General features: G+C 56.0%; 18 protein-coding genes. 4 read left to right on the top strand and 14 right to left on the bottom strand.

All coding sequences use genetic code 11. The features are described from left to right. Positions 1-115: 115 nt before the first annotated feature. From ACIQ0R_RS04390 to guaB, 3 genes are all read right to left on the bottom strand, one after another. Positions 116-466 carry a hypothetical protein gene (locus ACIQ0R_RS04390; protein ID WP_395824077.1) on the bottom strand — a complete coding sequence of 117 codons (351 nt, stop codon included), beginning with the start codon at positions 464-466 and terminating at the stop codon, positions 116-118. Between the two features lie 160 nt (positions 467-626). Further along, positions 627-2,207, bottom strand: a complete 1,581-nt coding sequence (guaA, locus tag ACIQ0R_RS04385) for a glutamine-hydrolyzing GMP synthase (RefSeq protein WP_395824074.1) — start codon at positions 2,205-2,207, stop codon at positions 627-629. A gap of 107 nt (positions 2,208-2,314) precedes the next feature. Then, entirely contained in the window at positions 2,315-3,775 is a 1,461-nt protein-coding gene (guaB, locus tag ACIQ0R_RS04380; protein WP_395824071.1) for an IMP dehydrogenase, read from the bottom strand. Between the two features lie 172 nt (positions 3,776-3,947). Between guaB and ACIQ0R_RS04375 the strand changes: the two genes are divergently transcribed. Next, complete coding sequence (locus ACIQ0R_RS04375) at positions 3,948-4,514, top strand: DUF4124 domain-containing protein (protein WP_395824068.1); 567 nt, start codon at positions 3,948-3,950, stop codon at positions 4,512-4,514. 132 nt (positions 4,515-4,646) lie between these two features. On the opposite strand, the gene ACIQ0R_RS04370 is transcribed toward ACIQ0R_RS04375, so the two are convergent. Beyond that, positions 4,647-4,973 (bottom strand): RnfH family protein, encoded by a 327-nt coding sequence (locus tag ACIQ0R_RS04370; protein ID WP_395824065.1) that lies wholly within the window; start codon positions 4,971-4,973, stop codon positions 4,647-4,649. Next, positions 4,966-5,406: a type II toxin-antitoxin system RatA family toxin gene (locus ACIQ0R_RS04365; RefSeq protein WP_395824062.1), complete on the bottom strand. Its 441-nt coding sequence runs from the start codon at positions 5,404-5,406 to the stop codon at positions 4,966-4,968. Before ACIQ0R_RS04365 ends, ACIQ0R_RS04370 begins: the two co-directional genes overlap by 8 nt. Before the next feature lie 67 nt (positions 5,407-5,473). Here ACIQ0R_RS04365 and smpB point away from each other — a divergent pair, with 67 nt between their 5' ends. Beyond that, positions 5,474-5,923: an SsrA-binding protein SmpB gene (gene smpB, locus ACIQ0R_RS04360; RefSeq protein ID WP_395824059.1), complete on the top strand. Its 450-nt coding sequence runs from the start codon at positions 5,474-5,476 to the stop codon at positions 5,921-5,923. Between the two features lie 100 nt (positions 5,924-6,023). Here the strand turns inward: smpB and ACIQ0R_RS04355 are convergent, their stop codons facing one another. Next, complete coding sequence (locus ACIQ0R_RS04355; protein WP_395824056.1) at positions 6,024-6,944, bottom strand: SPFH domain-containing protein; 921 nt, start codon at positions 6,942-6,944, stop codon at positions 6,024-6,026. Positions 6,945-7,104: 160 nt separating this feature from the next. Continuing rightward, positions 7,105-7,569 (bottom strand): NfeD family protein, encoded by a 465-nt coding sequence (locus ACIQ0R_RS04350; RefSeq protein ID WP_395824053.1) that lies wholly within the window; start codon positions 7,567-7,569, stop codon positions 7,105-7,107. Between the two features lie 208 nt (positions 7,570-7,777). Between ACIQ0R_RS04350 and ACIQ0R_RS04345 the strand changes: the two genes are divergently transcribed. Next, the gene (locus ACIQ0R_RS04345) at positions 7,778-9,583 is read left to right on the top strand and encodes a tetratricopeptide repeat protein (RefSeq protein ID WP_395824050.1); all 1,806 of its coding nucleotides are present in this window, start codon (positions 7,778-7,780) and stop codon (positions 9,581-9,583) included. 64 nt (positions 9,584-9,647) lie between these two features. Here ACIQ0R_RS04345 and ppsA read toward each other — a convergent pair whose 3' ends face one another. After that, positions 9,648-12,005 carry a phosphoenolpyruvate synthase gene (gene ppsA / locus ACIQ0R_RS04340; RefSeq protein WP_395824083.1) on the bottom strand — a complete coding sequence of 786 codons (2,358 nt, stop codon included), beginning with the start codon at positions 12,003-12,005 and terminating at the stop codon, positions 9,648-9,650. A gap of 338 nt (positions 12,006-12,343) precedes the next feature. On the opposite strand from ppsA, the gene ACIQ0R_RS04335 reads away from it, so the two are divergent. Then, a complete protein-coding gene (locus ACIQ0R_RS04335; RefSeq protein WP_395824047.1) occupies positions 12,344-13,192 on the top strand; it encodes a pyruvate, water dikinase regulatory protein in 849 nt (282 codons plus the stop codon). A gap of 126 nt (positions 13,193-13,318) precedes the next feature. On the opposite strand, the gene ACIQ0R_RS04330 is transcribed toward ACIQ0R_RS04335, so the two are convergent. The 6 genes from ACIQ0R_RS04330 to lpxD are packed head-to-tail and all read right to left on the bottom strand — an operon-like array spanning position 13,319 to position 18,321. Then, positions 13,319-14,098 carry a TrmH family RNA methyltransferase gene (locus ACIQ0R_RS04330; RefSeq protein WP_395824043.1) on the bottom strand — a complete coding sequence of 260 codons (780 nt, stop codon included), beginning with the start codon at positions 14,096-14,098 and terminating at the stop codon, positions 13,319-13,321. A 16-nt stretch (positions 14,099-14,114) separates the two neighbouring features. Further along, positions 14,115-14,741 (bottom strand): ribonuclease HII, encoded by a 627-nt coding sequence (rnhB, locus tag ACIQ0R_RS04325; RefSeq protein ID WP_395824040.1) that lies wholly within the window; start codon positions 14,739-14,741, stop codon positions 14,115-14,117. A 49-nt stretch (positions 14,742-14,790) separates the two neighbouring features. After that, the gene (gene lpxB, locus ACIQ0R_RS04320) at positions 14,791-15,984 is read right to left on the bottom strand and encodes a lipid-A-disaccharide synthase (protein ID WP_395824037.1); all 1,194 of its coding nucleotides are present in this window, start codon (positions 15,982-15,984) and stop codon (positions 14,791-14,793) included. Between the two features lies 1 nt (position 15,985). After that, a complete protein-coding gene (lpxA, locus tag ACIQ0R_RS04315; RefSeq protein ID WP_395824034.1) occupies positions 15,986-16,774 on the bottom strand; it encodes an acyl-ACP--UDP-N-acetylglucosamine O-acyltransferase in 789 nt (262 codons plus the stop codon). Positions 16,775-16,778: 4 nt separating this feature from the next. Then, positions 16,779-17,273 carry a 3-hydroxyacyl-ACP dehydratase FabZ gene (gene fabZ, locus ACIQ0R_RS04310; protein WP_395824031.1) on the bottom strand — a complete coding sequence of 165 codons (495 nt, stop codon included), beginning with the start codon at positions 17,271-17,273 and terminating at the stop codon, positions 16,779-16,781. Further along, entirely contained in the window at positions 17,266-18,321 is a 1,056-nt protein-coding gene (gene lpxD, locus ACIQ0R_RS04305; protein WP_395824080.1) for a UDP-3-O-(3-hydroxymyristoyl)glucosamine N-acyltransferase, read from the bottom strand. Before lpxD ends, fabZ begins: the two co-directional genes overlap by 8 nt. Positions 18,322-18,576 lie beyond the last annotated feature (255 nt).

Genomic DNA, 18,576 nt, shown 5'->3' with positions numbered 1-18,576 from the left:
GACGCTTGGCTATCGTTCACCCTGCCAGTATTTAGATGACTGGCTCACTGAGCAACATCAGGAAAAACAGGCGGCATAAAAGCCACCTGTTGGGAGACGAAAAATCGAGGGAAGCTCAATCAAGCCAATGCTCCAAGTGCGTTTTAATAGTTCCATAACGTCCTTTAACTATTAGCTCAGCCTCCACGTCAAGCGCACGTTGTTTCAAATATTCTTCAACGCCTTGCTTTGTTGTTTTGGAAAAATAAGTTTTACCTGCCAACTGCTGCGCCATTAGTTCGTGATAATATTTTTTTGCTTTGTCTATTGCCGTATCTCTGTTACGTGTGCGTAAGCTAAAACGTGCGTATTTCTTTTCCTTACCCAACCACATACGCATTTGCCAATACTCGCCGCGCTTATACACAACAGCTTCGTCGTATATTTCTATTTCGTCAGCATTAAACGTTTGTTTTTTTAGCGGCATATGTGCTTTGGGTTACTACGTTTTTGAACGGCTACAGCGTTGTGTAGCTTTACGTGTAACTTTAATGCCAACGCCCAACTAAATCAACAACTTAGTTAGGCGTGTGTCTGTTTTGTGTAACTATAAAACCTATATAAATCAACAACTTACGTAATAGTTTCTACTCCCACTCAATCGTCGCAGGCGGCTTCCCGGAAATATCGTAGACCACGCGATTAATCCCGCGCACTTCATTGATGATGCGGTTCGACACCCGGCCCAGCAACTCGTGCGGCAGATGTGCCCAGTGTGCGGTCATGAAATCCTGGGTCTGCACTGCGCGCAACGCCACTACGTATTCGTAGGTGCGGCCGTCGCCCATCACGCCGACTGACTTCACCGGCAGGAAAACCGCGAACGCCTGGCTGGTCTTGTCGTACCAGGATTGGTCGCTGTCATCCTTGGTGTTGCGCAGCTCTTCAATGAAAATGGCATCGGCGCGACGCAGCAGGTCGGCGAATTCCTTTTTGACTTCGCCCAGAATGCGCACACCGAGGCCCGGGCCCGGGAATGGATGGCGATACACCATCGCGTGCGGCAGACCGAGCGCAACGCCTAGTTTGCGGACTTCATCCTTGAATAGTTCGCGCAGCGGCTCCAGTAGCTGCAGATTCAGGGTTTCCGGCAGGCCGCCGACGTTGTGGTGGCTCTTGATGGTGTGGGCGGCGTTCTTGCCTTTGCCGGCGCTTTCGATAACGTCTGGATAAATCGTGCCTTGGGCCAGCCATTTGGCATTCTTCAGCTTGGCCGATTCGGCCTGGAATACTTCAACGAACTCACGGCCGATGATCTTGCGCTTGGCTTCGGGATCGGTCACGCCGGCCAGATGGCCCATGAACTGCGCGGTGGCGTCGACGTGGATTACCTTGACGCCGAGATTCTTGGCAAACATCTCCATCACCATCTTGCCTTCATCGAGGCGCAGCAGACCATGGTCGACGAATACGCAGGTCAACTGATCGCCGATGGCGCGATGGATCAATGCTGCGGCTACGCTGCTGTCGACACCACCAGACAAGCCCAGGATGACCTCGTCGCTACCAACCTGTTTGCGGATCGATGCAACCGCTTCAGCGATATAGTCCGGCATGTTCCAGTCTGGATTGCAGCCGCAGATATCGATCACGAAACGCTTCAGCATCGCCTCGCCTTGGACTGTGTGCGTCACTTCCGGGTGGAACTGCACCGCGTAGAAACGGCGCTCCTCATCGGCCATGCCGGCGATCGGGCAGTTTGCGGTCGATGCCATCAGTTTGAAGCCGGCTGGCATCTGCTCGACCTTATCGCCGTGGCTCATCCAGACCTTCAGCATGGAGTGCGCGTCTGACGTGACGAAATCGCTAATGTCCTTCAACAGCGCGGTATGGCCGCGTGCCCGCACTTCGGCGTAGCCGAATTCGCGGACCTTGCCCATCTCGACCTTGCCGCCTAATTGCTCAGCCATGGTTTGCATGCCGTAGCAAATGCCGAAAACCGGTACGCCCAGCTCAAAGACTGCTTGCGGTGCACGTGGCGTGTCGCCATCGGTGACGCTGTTGGGGCCACCCGACAGGATCACACCGGCAGCGCCGTAGCTGCGGATGAATTCGTCGGACACATCGTAAGGATAGACCTCGGAAAACACGCCAGCGTCGCGCACACGGCGTGCGATCAGTTGGGTTACCTGGGAGCCGAAATCGAGGATGAGGATTTTTGAGTGCATGGTGAATGCCTGATGGCTGATTTAGAGAATCTTTAAACTGCGCGCGCCACCGGCGGTATTCCGCAGGTGGCGCGCGCTTGGACTAGATCAAGGTACAAATCCAACTATCAGTCGGTCCGATAGTTAGGCGCTTCCTTGGTGATCTGAACATCATGGACATGCGATTCGCGCATACCGGCGGAGGTGATTTCTACGAACTCGGCTTTTTCGCGCAATTCCTCAATCGTCGCACAACCGCAGTAGCCCATCGAAGAACGCACGCCGCCGATCAGTTGATACAAGATCGTCAGGACGCTGCCCTTGTAAGGAACCTGGCCTTCGATGCCTTCCGGAACAAATTTGTCAGCCTTGTTGGCGGAGTCCTGGAAATAGCGGTCGGCAGAACCGTCCGACATCGCGCCCACGCTACCCATGCCACGATACGACTTGTAACTGCGGCCCTGGAACAGGATCACTTCGCCCGGCGCCTCTTCAGTACCGGCGAACATGCTGCCCATCATCACCGTCGATGCGCCGGCGGCCAGTGCCTTGGCGATGTCACCGGAGAAACGGATACCGCCGTCGGCGATACATGGAATGCCGGTGCCCTTGAGCGCTTGCGCGACGTTGGCGATTGCAGAAATCTGCGGCACGCCGACGCCGGCAACGATACGCGTGGTGCAAATTGAACCTGGGCCGATACCAACCTTGACGCCATCGGCACCATGGTCTGCCAGTGCCTTGGCGGCTGCGGCAGTTGCGATATTGCCACCGATGACCTCTACCTGCGGGAAATTCTGCTTGACCCATTTGACGCGATCCAGCACACCCTTGGAGTGACCGTGCGCAGTATCAACCACGATGACGTCGATCCCAGCCTTGACCAGCAGTTCGATGCGTTCTTCGTTATCGACGCCGACACCAACCGCCGCGCCGACGCGCAGCTTGCCCTGGCTGTCCTTGGAGGCCAGCGGGTGCGATGTCGATTTCTGGATATCCTTGACCGTGATCAGGCCGCGCAGTTCGAAAGCGTCGTTGACCACCATCACACGCTCAAGGCGATGCTTGTTCATCAGGCGCTTGGCTTCCGACAGATCGGCGCCATCCTTGACGTAGACCAGCTTGTCGCGCGGGGTCATCTTGGCGCTGACTTCAGCGTCCAGTTCTTCCTCAAAACGCAGATCGCGATTGGTGATGATGCCAACCAGGCGATTGCCGTCAACCACCGGGAAACCGCTGATGCCATGCAATTCCGACAACGCCATCACTTCACGGATGCGCATGTTCGGCGGAATCGTGATCGGATCGCGGACCACGCCGGATTCGAAACGCTTGACCTTGGATACTTCGCGCGCCTGTTCCTGCGCGGTCAAATTCTTGTGAATGATGCCGATGCCGCCCTCTTGCGCCATGGCAATAGCCAGCCGCGCTTCGGTGACCGTATCCATCGCAGCCGACAACAGCGGAATGTTGATATCGATATTGCGGGACAGGCGTGTTCTGAGAGTGGTGTCTTTGGGGAGGATGTCGGAGTAAGCCGGAACCAACAGCACGTCATCGAACGTGAGTGCTTTTTGAAGTAGACGCATAGTTTTTCCTATAGGCGCAAAACCGAATTATACAGAAATCCGCGCAAGTCGCCTAACTCTGCAAAAAACCATGAAAATTGTTTCCATAAAGCACTGTCGATTGATTGACATGGGGTACAAAACATGGCGAAATCTCCGCTCTGCCCCTTCCCAATGCGCCCGAGGACAAGTAATGAAAGTGATACGCCTGAAACAGGCTTTTTCCGCCACTGCGGTGCTGGCCTTGCTGAGCATTGCGACGTCGGCGTTGGCGCAATTCGTCTGGCTGGATGAAAAAGGCGTGAAACAATATTCGGATATGCCGCCCCCGGCCTCGGTGCCAAACCAGCGCATCCTGAAGGCGCCAAGCCAAAACCTACCGCGCGCCAACGGCGCGGGGGAGGCTGGCGTTGGCGTCGCTGATGGCTCCGATAGCAAGCCTGACACCAAAGCACCGCCCAGCTTTGCTGATCAAAATGCAGCTTTCCAGAAGCGCAAGGCCGAGCAAGCGGAAAAAGATAAAAAATCGGCTCAGGAAGCCAAGCAAAAGGCCGACAAGGCCAACAATTGCGCCAACGCCCGCGCCAACCAGCGCACGCTCGATTCCGGCGCGCGCATCGCGCAAACCTATTGCCAATGGCCGGCGCTCATACATCAGCGACGCACAACGCGCACAGCAAACCCAAGAAAACCGGCGCATTCTGGACGAATGCCAATAGATCGGAAAAAATATCCCGAACCTAATGCAGCCTGCCTTTAAGCGGCAAGCCCGTTCAGTTAACACAAGAAGCGCCGCTGCGAAGTCATTCGGAGCGGCGCTTTTCTTAGTTTTACGATTCTTTTCGCGTCAAAAATCAAAGCTCATTGAGCCCAACTGAACGGCATTAGCTTCTCAGCGGGCTTTTTTATCGGCCCGCTTACGGCGCGACTCCTTCGGATCGGCGATCAGCGGCCGGTAGATTTCGATGCGGTCGCGATCCCGCAGCACCGCATCAAGCGTCTTCAGCTTGCCATAGATACCAACCCGCCAGCAACTCAAGTCGATTTCGCGAATTTCATCCAGCAAGCCGCTGCGCTCGATACCATCATGCAACAACGTGCCAGCCGCCACCTCCAGCTCGCGCAAGACCTGGCGCTCAGGGGTGGCGTAACAAACCTGTATCCGGATCAGTTTGCCGCTCCCGGCAATGTCGTCAATCCTGGCTGCGACCTCAGTCATGATGGCCATAGACCGCGTCAGCGCGCTTACAGAATGAATCGACAAAACTATTGGCGATCATGCTGAATACCGGACCGATCAGTTTTTCCAGGAGGCGATTGGAAAATTCGTAGTGCAGGTCGAACTCGATTTTGCAGGCATCGGCACGCAGCGCCTTGAAACTCCAGTTGCCGTCGAGATGCTTGAACGACCCCTCCAGCAGGCGCATCTGCATCGCCACCGGAGGGGTATTGCTGTTTTCCGTGGTAAAAGATTGCCGGATACCGTGGTAATGTATGTTCAGCGTCGCCACCAACCTGCCTTCGGCACGTTCACGGACCTCGACGCCGCCGCACCACGGCAAGAATTGCGGGTACTCCTCGACCCGATCGACCAACGCGAACATCTGTTCAGCGCTGTACCCCAAAAGTACCGTTTTATGCACTACTGCCATTGAATATCAACCGTTTGATAGAATCACAACTTGAAATTTTAACCGACCTGCGCGATTTTCCTAATACATGAGCATTATTGATAATAAAAAAGCCTTCCACGATTATTTCATCGAAGAGCGTTTCGAAGCAGGCATGGAGTTGCATGGCTGGGAAGTCAAGGCAATCCGGGCCGGACGCGCACAACTGAAAGAAGCCTACGTGATCGTCCGCAACGGCGAAGTATTCCTGTTCGGCGCCCATATCAGCGCCCTCCTCAGCGCCTCCAGCCACGTCCACCCGGAAGCGGTGCGGACCCGCAAGCTATTGCTGCACGCCGAAGAAATCAAGAAACTGATCGGCAAGGTGGAGCGCTCCGGCTATACGCTGGTGCCGATCAACCTGCATTACCTGCGTGGCCGCATCAAATGCGAGATCGGCCTGGCCAAGGGCAAGAAACAACATGACAAGCGCGCCACCGAGCGTGAGCGCGACGGCCAGCGCGAAGTGGCGGCGGCAATGAAACAACATCGCCGTTAAACATCCAAACAAACAAACAAACAAACAGCCCCGGCGCAACTGACGTTGGCCGGGGCTGTTTGTTTGCTGCTTTGTTTGCCGGTTTATTTGCTATTTGGGCTTAAGATTTACCGCCCTGCGATTTCACCACTTGCATAGCGGTAGCAATCAATCCGCTGATATCGCCCATATTGGCCGGTACGATGATCGAGTTATTGGTTTTCGCCAGTTGACCGAAGGCAGCCACATATTGCTCGGCCACTTTCAGGTTGACCGCATCCGAACCGCCCGGCGACTGGATCGCGGCAGCCGTCTTGCGAATCGCCTCGGCACTCGCCTCCGCGATCGACAGGATCGCAGCAGCCTGACCTTGGGCCCGGTTGATGGATGCCTGCTTCTCACCTTCCGACTTAGCAATCGAGGCTTCGCGTTCGCCGGTGGCGATATTGATCTGCTCCTGCTTGCGGCCTTCGGATGCCGCAATCAAGGCCCGCTTCTCGCGCTCTGCAGTAATCTGCGCCTGCATCGCATGCAGAATTTCCTTTGGTGGCGTCAGGTCCTTGATTTCATAACGCAGCACCTTGACGCCCCAGTTGGCAGCCGACTCATCAATTGCGCTGACGATCGTGGTATTGATGTGATCGCGCTCTTCAAATGTCTTGTCGAGTTCCATCTTGCCGATCACCGAACGCAAGGTGGTTTGCGCCAGTTGCGTGATCGCGGCAATATAGTTGGATGAGCCGTAAGAAGCGCGCATTGGATCGGTGATCTGGAAATACAAAATGCCGTCGACCTGCAATTGCGTATTATCGCGGGTGATACAAACCTGCGGCGGCACATCCAGCGGGATTTCCTTCAGCACGTGCTTGTAGGCTACGCGATCAATAAACGGCACCACGATACTCAAGCCAGGGCCAAGTGTGGCGTGATACTTACCCAACCGTTCCACCACCCATGCATGCTGCTGCGGCACTAGCTTGATCGTTTTGGCGATGAATATGATCGCGATGACTAATAGTATTAACGATGCGCTTCCGAACATAATTTTTCCTTGTAAATTAAAGATAGGAGCATGTGCCAAATCGATGAATATTCGATGAATATTCGATGAGTAATCAATGAGTAATCAATGAATCATCAATATCCAACCGATAAAAATAATGGCAAATGATTGAGAACGCTGGAAAACAGATTAATGCGTATTAATGCTTACCCGGTGCATTACCGACTATGAGGCAACTCCCGCGTATTTCATGGATCACGTACAGACCGGATTGCGCAACAGCAGACGGCGCCAGCTCGACATCCCACATCGCGCCGCGATATTTGACGCGCGCCGTGTACAAATCAGCAACACCGTCAGTGCCCGGCTCATGCTGCCATTGATCAACCAGCAGCGACTGACCGATATCCAGGTTGACATTGGGATCACGCTCCGCATGCACTTTGGTACGTCGGCCGAATTTGCTGCGCCTTAAAATGTAAGTCGCCACCACGGCTACCAGCGCAGCGATCAGGAATTGCCACTCAATATCGAGGCCAGCCAGCGCAGCAACACCGCCGACGGCGAGGCCGATTGCCACCATTAATAAATAAAAGGTGGTACTGAACAACTCCAGCGCAATCAGCACACCGGCAGCCAACATCCACATCACCCATCCGGCCATATTAATCTCCGTTATGTTGCGTACACACAGTGTAATCCATTTCACAATGAAAGCGTAGTTATATGGCCGCCGCACGATATGCGAATACTGATCACGCCTTGATGAAGTGCTATGCTTCGCCTTTTGCTTCACCCTTTTGCGTCCGCATTTGCGCCATCTTCAACAAGCAGACAATCTCCCGCCGCGGGATGCTTTGAGCCACAGATCAATGAACCCAATTCTCCCTGTCCAGCAAGCCTACAAGGATTTCCAGAGCGGCCATGCAGATCGCGCCGAGCGGTCGCTGAAAGCCCTGTTGGGCAATCAGCCGGAAAATATCGACGCCCTGCATGTTCTGGGCGTGATTTGCGCAGCCACCGGAAAACGCGACGAGGCAATCCGGCTTTTTAAGCAAGCTATCGGACTGGCAACCAACAACCCAGCGCTAGCTGTCCCCCTGCACTACAAACTGGCCAGGGCGCAATTCGAATCCGGTCGGTTCGACGAAGCACTGCTGGCGTACGAGCATATTCTCTCGACAGGTTATCTCAAGCCGGAGATCCTGTTGGCCAAGACAGTCACGCTGGCCAGCCTTACACGTTATCAGGATGCGCTGCACTGCATCGAACACGCATTGGCGCATTGGACTGACTATGCCGAGGGCTGGTCGCACCGAGCCGGTATCCTTTACAAGCTCGGATATTTCGACGAAGCGCTGGCCAGTTTCGATCGGGCCGTCGCGCTGCAACCCGCGACCCCCTGTAATTGGTACCAGAAAGGCATGACGCTGGACAAGCTGGAGCGCTACGCTGATGCGTTGGAATCGATCGACCGTGCCATCACGCTAGATCCTGACAATCCTGCCCACTGGCTTGACCGCGGCGTCCTCCGTCACAAGCTTGGGCGTTATGAAGAAGCGCTAAGCGATCACGCAACCGGTCTCAAGCTGGCACCTGACAATGCCGCAGCTTGGGGCGATCAAGGCCTGACGCTGAGCCGCATTCAGCGTCACGAAGAAGCCCTCGACAGCTACCGTAAGGCGTTGCACCTGCAACACGACTATGCCGACGTGCTATCAAATCAAGCACTGTCGCAACTGGTGCTGGGACAATTCGAGCAAGGCTGGCAAAGCTACGAATATCGCTGGAAAAAAGGCAACGCAGATACGCCGCGCCACACCGATATTCCTCTGTGGCTTGGCGCCACGCCGATCAGCGGCAAGCGGATCTTGCTATGGGCGGAACAAGGTTTAGGCGACACCATCCATTTTTGCCGTTATGCGCCAATGGTGGCGGCACCAGGCGCCGAGGTGATACTGGAAGTCGATCCGTCGCTCAAGACGATTGCCCAGACCATGGGCCGCGAGATAACTGTAATCGGCATCGGCGAGACAGTGCCGCAAGTCGATTACCAAACGCCGCTGATGAGCCTAGCGCTGGCCTTCAAGAGCGATCTGGATACAATCCCGGCGACCATCCCAAATGGGCAAGCCTATTTTTATAGTGACGATGCCAAAGCGCTACGCTGGAAAACCCGGCAGGATCTGACCGATGGAAAATTACGGATCGGCCTGGTCTGCTGCGGCAATCCGTTCAACACCAACGACCAACAGCGCTCAATGAGGCTGGCGGAATTTGCGCCGCTGCTGCAATCGGCAGCAGCCGATTTCTTCCTGATTCAAAAGGAAGTTCGAGAAACCGATCTGGCATTCCTACACCACACGCCCAAGCTGCGGCTGGCAGCCACCGACATTACCGACTTCGACGATACCGCTGCCATCATCGCCAATCTGGATCTGGTGATCAGCGTCGATACGTCGATCGCCCACCTGGCCGCTGCACTGGGCAAACCGGTCTGGATCCTGCTGCCTTGGGCTCCCGACTGGCGCTGGCTACTTGAGCGCAATGACAGTCCCTGGTATCCAAGCGCAAGACTGTTTCGGCAACAACAGGCCGGCGCCTGGCCAGATGTGATGCGGCGGGTCGCTGATGCGTTGCAGGTTTGGCAGGCTGGCTCAAACTTGCCGCCGGACTAACGCGCAATTCGCAGTCGAAAAAACGCGAGCACTCAGCTCGCGTTTTTTATGTCGAGTCAGACCGTTATTGCGCGGCTGCCAGTTTTTGCCAGGTATCGATTACCGAATCAGGATTCAGGGAAATCGATTCGATGCCTTGCTTCATCAGCCATTCAGCAAAATCAGGATGATCCGACGGCCCCTGACCGCAAATGCCAACGTACTTGCCCTTGGCGATACAGGTTGCAATCACCTTTTCCAGCAAGGCCAGGATAGCCGGGTCGCGCTCGTCAAAATCCGCTGCCAGCAACTCCATGCCGGAATCGCGATCCAGACCCAGCGTCAGCTGCGTCAGGTCATTGGAGCCGATCGAGAAACCGTCGAAATATTCGAGGAATTGCTCGGCCAGAATGGCATTCGATGGCACTTCGCACATCATGATTACGCGCAAATCGTTCTCACCGCGCACCAGGCCGTTCTTGCCCAGCAAGCCAATGACTTTTTCGGCTTGTCCCAGAGTACGCACAAAAGGCACCATGATTTCGACGTTGGTCAGCCCCATGTCGTTGCGCACCCGCTTCATGGCCTGGCATTCCATTTCGAATGCTTCGGCAAAGTCGCTGGCCAGGTAACGCGCAGCGCCACGGAAACCGAGCATCGGATTTTCCTCATCGGGCTCGTAGCGCGAACCGCCGATCAGCTTCTTGTACTCGTTCGACTTGAAGTCAGACAGGCGCACGATGACTTTCTTTGGCCAGAAAGCCGCAGCGATAGTGGCGATGCCTTCGGCCAGCTTGTCAACATAGAAGGCCTTCGGCGAAGCGTGGCCGCGGGCTACCGACTCAACCGCCTTCTTCAGATCGGCATCGATGTTCGGATATTCGAGGATCGCGCGCGGATGAACGCCAATGTTGTTGTTGATGATGAATTCCAGGCGCGCCAGACCGACCCCGCCATTTGGAATCGACTGGAAGTCGAAAGCCAGTTGTGGATTACCGACGTTCATCATGATCTTCAACGGCAGTGCCGGCAGTTCGCCACGCGCCACTTCGGATACTTCGGTTTCCAGCAGGCCATCATAAATCTTGCCTTCATCACCCTCTGCGCAAGAGACGGTAACCAGTGTGCCGTCCTTCAGCGCCTCGGTAGCGTCGCCGCAACCCACCACTGCCGGCACACCCAGTTCGCGCGCGATGATCGCCGCATGGCAGGTACGGCCGCCACGGTTGGTGACGATCGCTGAAGCGCGCTTCATCACTGGTTCCCAGTTAGGGTCGGTCATGTCGGCAACCAGCACATCACCCGGTTGAACCCGTTCCATTTCCGAGGCGTCATGAATCACGCGCACCGGACCGGCACCGATCTTCTGGCCGATGGCACGGCCGTGAGTCAGTACGGTACCGATGCCCTTGAGCTTGAAACGCTGCTGCGCATCGGTCGATTTTTCCTGCGATTTCACAGTCTCCGGACGGGCTTGCAAAATATATAATTTACCATCGCGGCCATCCTTGCCCCATTCGATATCCATCGGACGCTGATAGTGCTTCTCGATGATGGCAGCGTACTTGGCCAGTTCGACGATTTCGTTGTCATCCAGCGAATAGCGATTGCGCAGTTCGATCGGCACATCGACGGTACGAACCGAACGACCGGCCTTGGCTTCGCCGGTGAATTCCATCTTGATCAGCTTAGAGCCAATGTTGCGGCGAATGATCGGCAACTTGCCTTGTTCCAGCATCGGCTTGTGGACGTAGAATTCGTCAGGATTCACCGCACCTTGAACCACTGTTTCGCCAAGGCCGTAGCTAGACGTGATGAACACCACGTCCTTGAAACCGGATTCAGTATCCAGCGTGAACATGACGCCGGCAGCGCCCAAGTCGGAACGCACCATGCGCTGCACACCAGCCGACAACGCGACTTCGGCATGGGTGAAGCCTTTGTGAACGCGATAGGAAATGGCGCGGTCGTTATACAGGGAGGCGAACACGTGTTTCATGGCCTCCAGCACGTTGTCGATGCCGACCACGTTGAGGAAGGTTTCCTGCTGGCCGGCGAACGAAGCGTCCGGCAAATCTTCAGCGGTTGCCGAAGAACGTACGGCGAACGACATTTCGCTGGAAGAATCAGCCACCAGGCGTTTGTAGAAATCGTTGATTTCCTGTTCCAGACGCGGCTGGAACGGTGTTTCGATAATCCATTGACGAATCTCGGCACCGGCCTGCGCCAGCGCCCGCAAGTCTTCGATATTCAAGGTTGCCAGGCGTTCTGCGATGCGCTCGGCCAAGGCTGGCCCACCGTCGACACTATGCGACAGAAAATCGCGAAATGCCTGCGCAGTCGTAGCAAAGCCGCCCGGAACGCGAACTCCGGCGCCGGCCAGCTGGCTGATCATTTCACCCAGTGATGCATTTTTGCCGCCAACGGAATCAACATCCGTCATCCGCAAATTTTCAAAGGAGATGACGTAAGCCGCTCCCTGGGTAGCACCCATCTGTATTGCATTGGACATAACAACCTCTAGTTTGATGATAAGAAATCTTCACAATTGCCTTCGCCGCCCTTGGCTTTTTGTTATTCTTCGTCAGGTAGCTCAAAATAATCAGTTGGTCGTCATTTTATGCCAATTTGCGCTCAAAAGGCGCACAAGGCAAACCGGCCGCTCAGTACTACAATGCACAATCTATTTGCCTTTGGCGCCAGCCAACGGCTTTCAAGGCAAAATACCCGGCCTTGCTTGCCTTGGAATCCGTTCACTTTATTTTATTTTTTAACAACACCATGCCAGATGCCGCTCCAGCTCCATTGACCCCAGCCAATCGCACAGTGTTCTTTGTCTCCGATGGCACCGGCATCACGGCAGAGACCTTCGGCCACTCGGTGCTGACCCAATTCGATCTGCGCTTCAAACAAGTGCGGCTGCCTTTCATCGACACATTGGACAAAGCCTACGAGGCCACCCGCAAGATCAACGAGGCTTTTACAGCCGACGGCAAGCTGCCCATCGTTTTTTCGACACTGGTGAAAGCCGATTTATCGAAAGTCATCCAGCATGCCAAGGCCATGCACATGGATCTGATCCAGACCTTTGTCGAGCCGCTGGAAAACGAACTGGGCGTCAAGTCGACCCACACCATCGGCCGCAGCCACAATACCGCCAACACGGACGAATACAAGAATCGAATCGAAGCCATCAATTTTTCGCTGGTCCACGACGATGGCCAGTCACACAAGAATCTAGACGATGCCGACGTGATTCTGGTCGGCGTGTCGCGCTCCGGCAAGACGCCAACCAGCCTGTACCTGGCGATGCAGTTCGGCGTCAAGGCTGCCAATTATCCATTGGTTCCGGAAGATTTCGAAAGAGACAAGCTGCCGAGTGGACTGTTGCCGTTCAAGCAAAAGATTTTCGGTTTGACGATTGCGCCTGACCGCCTGTCGGAAATTCGCAACGAACGGCGTCCAGGGAGCAAATATGCGGCACTGGCGAATTGCCGCTATGAGGTCAACGAAGCTGAAAAAATCATGCGGCGCGAGGGCATACGCTGGATGTCATCGACCACCAAGTCAATCGAAGAAATCGCGGCAACCATCCTGCAAGATATCAAACCGGAGATCAGGACCTTCTAAGCGCCAAAGGAAGGCAGCCCAACGGTAAGGTGGGCAAGGGTTTTGCCCACGCGTTGCGCGTTGCAAGCGGGCCATCACCGGAATCAGGTCAATCTGGACAACACCGACAGCAGCGGCCACCGCAGCTCAGCTCTGCCGAAGCTGCTCAAACAAACACACGGCGGCCGCTGCCGCCACGTTGAGCGACTCCATCTGCCCACGATGCGGAATCACCACCTGCTGGCTAGCCAATTGCAGCAGATCCTCGGCAACACCCAGCCCCTCATGTCCGAACAGCCACGCCAGCGCCGCGCTCAGATCAGCCTGATAAATGCTTTGAGTAGCGTAGGAACTGGTGGCGAGCACCGGCACCTGCGCGTTACTCATCAAGGCCGCCAGATCAACCCCTTCAAAAATCTCCAGGATGAAATGCGCGCCCATACCGGCGCGCAGCACCTTCGGCGACCAGGCTGACGCCGTACCCTCAGAGCAGTAGATCTGTTTTATGCCAGCCGCCGCCGCACTGCGCAGGATCGAACCGAAATTGCCCGGATCCTGCAGATTATCGAGCAGCACTGCCGATTGCGTCAGCGCCGTCGGCACCACCGCGTGTGGCGTTTGAATCACGAACAACAAGCCGACACCGTGCTCGACCTGGCTTAGCGCCTGATATTGCGCATCCGGCAAGACAATGCCCGTTACCGCGCCGGCCTGGCATTGTGCGATCAATGGCGCGGCTTCATGGTGCTCCAGCGCGCTCTGGCTCACCACGCACAATGCCGGCAAACCGACATGCTGCAGATAGGCTTCGCACAGATGAATACCATCCAGCAGGGTGCGTCCGGCTTTACGCCGCGCCTGCCCGCTGGTAGCGAGATGCTTGAGTTCCTTGTAGAGCGGATTGGCAGAAGATGTGATGAGTTTCATGGTGCTCCCCTTGCCATCATGCTGCCGTCGGCTTGACGCCCAGCAAGGCGCGCACCGGCGCATAGGATTTACGATGCACCGGCGATACGCCATGCAACCGCAACCGCTCCAGGTGCAACGCAGTCGGGTAGCCTTTGTGCTGATCGAAGGCGTAGTGCGGATATTGTGCGTGCAACACCTGCAATGCCGCATCGCAGGCAGTCTTGGCCAGGATCGAGGCAGCTGAAATGGCTTGCACCTTGTCGTCACCCTTGACGATAGCTTCGGCGCGAATCTGCAGCAGCGGGCATCGATTACCGTCGATCAGCGCCAGCGTCGGCAATATCGACAAGCCCTCTACCGCACGCCGCATCGCCAGCATCGTCGCTTGCAGAATATTGAGCGAATCGATTTCTTCTTCCGAACATTCAGCGATGGCCCACGCCATGGCATGCGCCTTGATCTGTTGAGCCAGCGCTTCGCGCCGCTCGGCAGTCAGTTTTTTGGAATCACGGACGCCGATCAGCGGCCGTTGCGGGTCGAGAATCACTGCCGCAGCGAAGACCGACCCCGCCAACGGACCGCGACCGGCCTCATCGACGCCACAGATGATCTCACCCTGGTAGTCATCGTCGTTAAAAAGAGAAAAATTGGGATCGGACATGGTCACAGCAACCGTAGCAAAATAAGAGATAGAGAAAGACCGCGCGGGTTTAACCACGCGAGATGCCAGACGAACGCTTGTGCCGCTGTTGTTCAATGATATTCAATACGGCTTGCGCACTCTCGCCGGCAGTATCGCGTAGCAAGCTGTGATGCATGTCGGTGAACCGCTGCCGCAACATCGCCTTGTGAGACTCATCGTCGAGCTGCTGCGATAATGCATCGGCCAGCGCCTGCGGCGTCGCCGCGTTCTGCAATAACTCCGGCACCAGGAATTCGCGCGCCAGGATATTGGGCAAGCCGATCCAAGGCTGGTAACTCATGTGGTGCAGGATTTCCCACGTAGCACGCATCATCTTATAGGCGATCACCATCGGTTTCTTATACAGCGCAACTTCCAGAGAAGCGGTGCCGGATGCCACCAGTACTGCATCGGCAGCCGCCATCGCAGTATGCGACTGGCCATCCAGCAAGCGGATCGGTACATCCCGCAAACCGGCCTGCGCCACCAGTTCGCTAAAAAATCTGCTTTGCCGTTGCCCCGCCATCGGCGCGATGAAACGCATGCCAGGATCGCGTTGCGCCAGAATCTTCGCTGCCCGTACAAAAGCGATCGTGTTGTGCTTCAGTTCACCCATGCGGCTGCCCGGCATGATCGCCACCACGCGGCTGTCAGCGGGCAAATCCAACGCGATGCGCACGGCGCCGACATCAGGCACCAGCGGGATCACTTGCGCCAGCGGGTGGCCGACATAAGTGACAGGAATCGCGGCCTTGCGATAAATCTCTTCTTCAAACGGAAAGATCACCAGCATGTGCGAAGCGGCCCGCGCGATTTTCTTGATGCGGCCGCCGCGCCAGGCCCAGATTGATGGCCCGATAAAATGCACGGTAGGAATACCGGCCTGCCGCAATTGCGCCTCCAGGCCAAAATTGAAATCTGGCGCATCGACACCGATGAACACATCCGGCTTATCGGCCAGCAACCGGTCCCGCAGTGTGTTCTGGATACCCTTGAGTTCGCGGTAGTGAGCCAGCACTTCGAACAAGCCGTTGACGGAAAGTTTTTCCATCGGCCACTCGCTGACAAAGCCGTATTCCGCCATCCTGGCGCCGCCAATGCCGTACATCCGCGCATCCGGCAGATGCGGGCGCAAGCCAGACAACAGGCGGCCCGCCAACAAGTCGCCGGACGCCTCACCGGCGACCATCGCTAGCGCCACGCTGGACAGAATTTGCACCATGTCAGCGGATGATGCCGCGTGTCGAGGCTGCGATGAATTCGCGCATCAGTGCCAGATATCCGGCCGAAGCCGGCACCTTGGCCTCTTCTTGCGCCAACGCCGCCATGGCATCCTCCAGCGCCAGGCCGGAACGATAAATGGTTCTGTAGGCGCGCTTGATGGCCATGATCTGCTCGCTGCTAAAACCGCGGCGGCGCAGGCCTTCGCTATTGATACCGGCGGGCTCTGCGCGATTGCCGGCGGCCGTGACGAACGGCGGCACATCCTGGCTGACGGCGGCGGTAAAGGCTGTCATCGCATGCGCGCCGATGCGGCAGAACTGGTGCACGGTGGTAAAACCACCTAACAGCACCCAATCGCCAATATGCACATGGCCAGCCAGCGTTGCATTGTTGGCAATAGTAGTATTACTGCCGATCTGACAGTCGTGTGCGACGTGGACGTAGGCCATCATCCAGTTATCGTCACCGATACGGGTAACGCCGCCATCCTGGATCGTCCCGAGATTTAGCGTAACGAATTCGCGGATGGTGTTGCGGTCGCCAATTTCCAGGCGGGTCGGTTCACCGGCGTATTTCTTGTCCTGCGGGACAGCGCCGATCGAGCCAAACTGGAAAATCGAATTGTCACGCCCGATGGTGGTGTGTCCTTCGATCACCGCGTGCGGACCAACCCTGGTATTGGCGCCGATAGAAACATGCGGCCCGATCACCGAGTAAGCGCCGACTTCGACTGAACTATCGAGCACCGCCCTGGGGTCGATGACGGCGGTAGGATGAATGCGCGTCATTGGTTCACGCGGCAGGAGCAGCAGCGCCAGCAGCAGAAGGGCTTACTGCGGTGCGCATGGTGCACATGAACTCGGCCTCGACAGCCATTTCGCCGTCAACGCTGGCGACAGCCTTGTATTTCCAGATGCCGCGCACCACGCGGACAATTTCGACATCCAGCTTGATCTGGTCGCCCGGTTCCACCGGACGGCGAAAGCGCGCTTTATCGATCCCGAGGAAGTACACCACGGTGTTCTCGTCGGGAGTGCGGCCTTCCGTGAGGAACGACAACAGCGCAGCGGTTTGCGCCAGCGCTTCGATCGTCAAGACACCCGGCATCACAGGTTTGTTAGGAAAGTGACCGTTGAAGAACTCTTCGTTGATCGTGACATTCTTGATCGCAGTGATCGACTTGCCGCTTTCCCAGTTCAATACGCGATCAACCAGCAGCAGCGGATAGCGATGCGGCAGGTATTTTTTGATCTGATTGATGTCGAGTGTGTTGGTTGCGCTATTCATTATCTTTTTCGTTAAGCTGTTTGACAGATTTTTCCAGAGCCCGGATTTTCTCACGCATTGCGTTCAGATTGCGTACCAGAGCTGCAGATTTTTCCCAATCGCCGTGCTTGGCAATTGGATAAAAGCCAGTGTACTGACCCGGTTCGGAGATCGAACGCAGCGCCAGCGTACCCGCCGATACATGCACATGATCGGCGATGGTAATGTGGCCATGAATCATCGCGGCGCCGCCAATCGAACAATATTTGCCGATCCGCGCGCTACCAGCAATGCCGGCACAGGCTGCAATCGCGGTATGCGCACCGATATGGCAATTGTGGGCAATCTGGATCTGGTTATCCAGCTTGGCGCCTTCCTCGATCACCGTATCGGCCAGCGCACCGCGGTCAATCGTGGTGTTGGCGCCGATTTCGACATCGTCGCAGATCAGCACCCTGCCGGTTTGCGGAATCTTGATCCAGGCCCCGCCTTCATTGGCAAAACCAAAGCCATCGGCACCAATCACGACGCCGGAATGAATCATCGCCCGGGCGCCGATTTCACAGCCCGCATAAACGGTAACATTGGGATAAAGGCAAGCATTTGCACCGATCTTTACACCCCGTCCGATGACGCATCCGGCGTCGATTCTGGTCTGCTCGCCGATCACGGCCCCAGCCTCAATCACCACGTTCGGACCAATATGAGCGCTCGCCGCGACCTGAGCGTCGGGATCGACGATTGCAGCAGGATGAATGCCGGGAACGACACAGGGTGCATTACGCGCCACAAAAAACTGCGCGACCTTGGCAAAATAGGCATAAGGGTTGCTGACAACAATACGCGTGCCAGGGTAATCGGCGGGTAACAGTGCATCATCCGCGGCAGACAGGATGATAGCGGCCGCTTGCGTTTGCGCAGCTTGAGGGCGAAACCTGGGATTGGAGAGGAAAGTGATCTGGGAGGCGGTAGCGTCGCTCAGTGGCGCAATGCCGGAGACTTGTATATCCGCATCGCCGATCAATTGACCACCCAAGCTTTCGATCAATTCTTTCAGCCGAGTACTCATCATGGCCTTTTTAAACAGTTAAGGAAGGGTAATTCATTGGTTTACTGCCAAACGGGCAAAGCGCCAAGCTAGCGTACCAGCGTTGCACTTCGCCCGTCGATTCGGGAAAACTCAAACTACGAGGGTGCGCTGGATTTTGTGTAAACGGAATTTCGTTTAATTCGGCTTCATCCGTTCTTCAAACTGGATAGTGAAGCGGTTAAGTGCTCCCTTCCAGTCCCGCAATGGCATCGTCCACTTCTTGCTGATGTTGTT

Source organism: Collimonas sp. (genome assembly GCF_044339385.1).
Lineage (GTDB): Bacteria > Pseudomonadota > Gammaproteobacteria > Burkholderiales > Burkholderiaceae_D > Collimonas.
The sequence above is the reverse complement of the archived record's forward strand: the minus strand, read 5'-3'. Positions and strand labels throughout refer to the sequence as shown.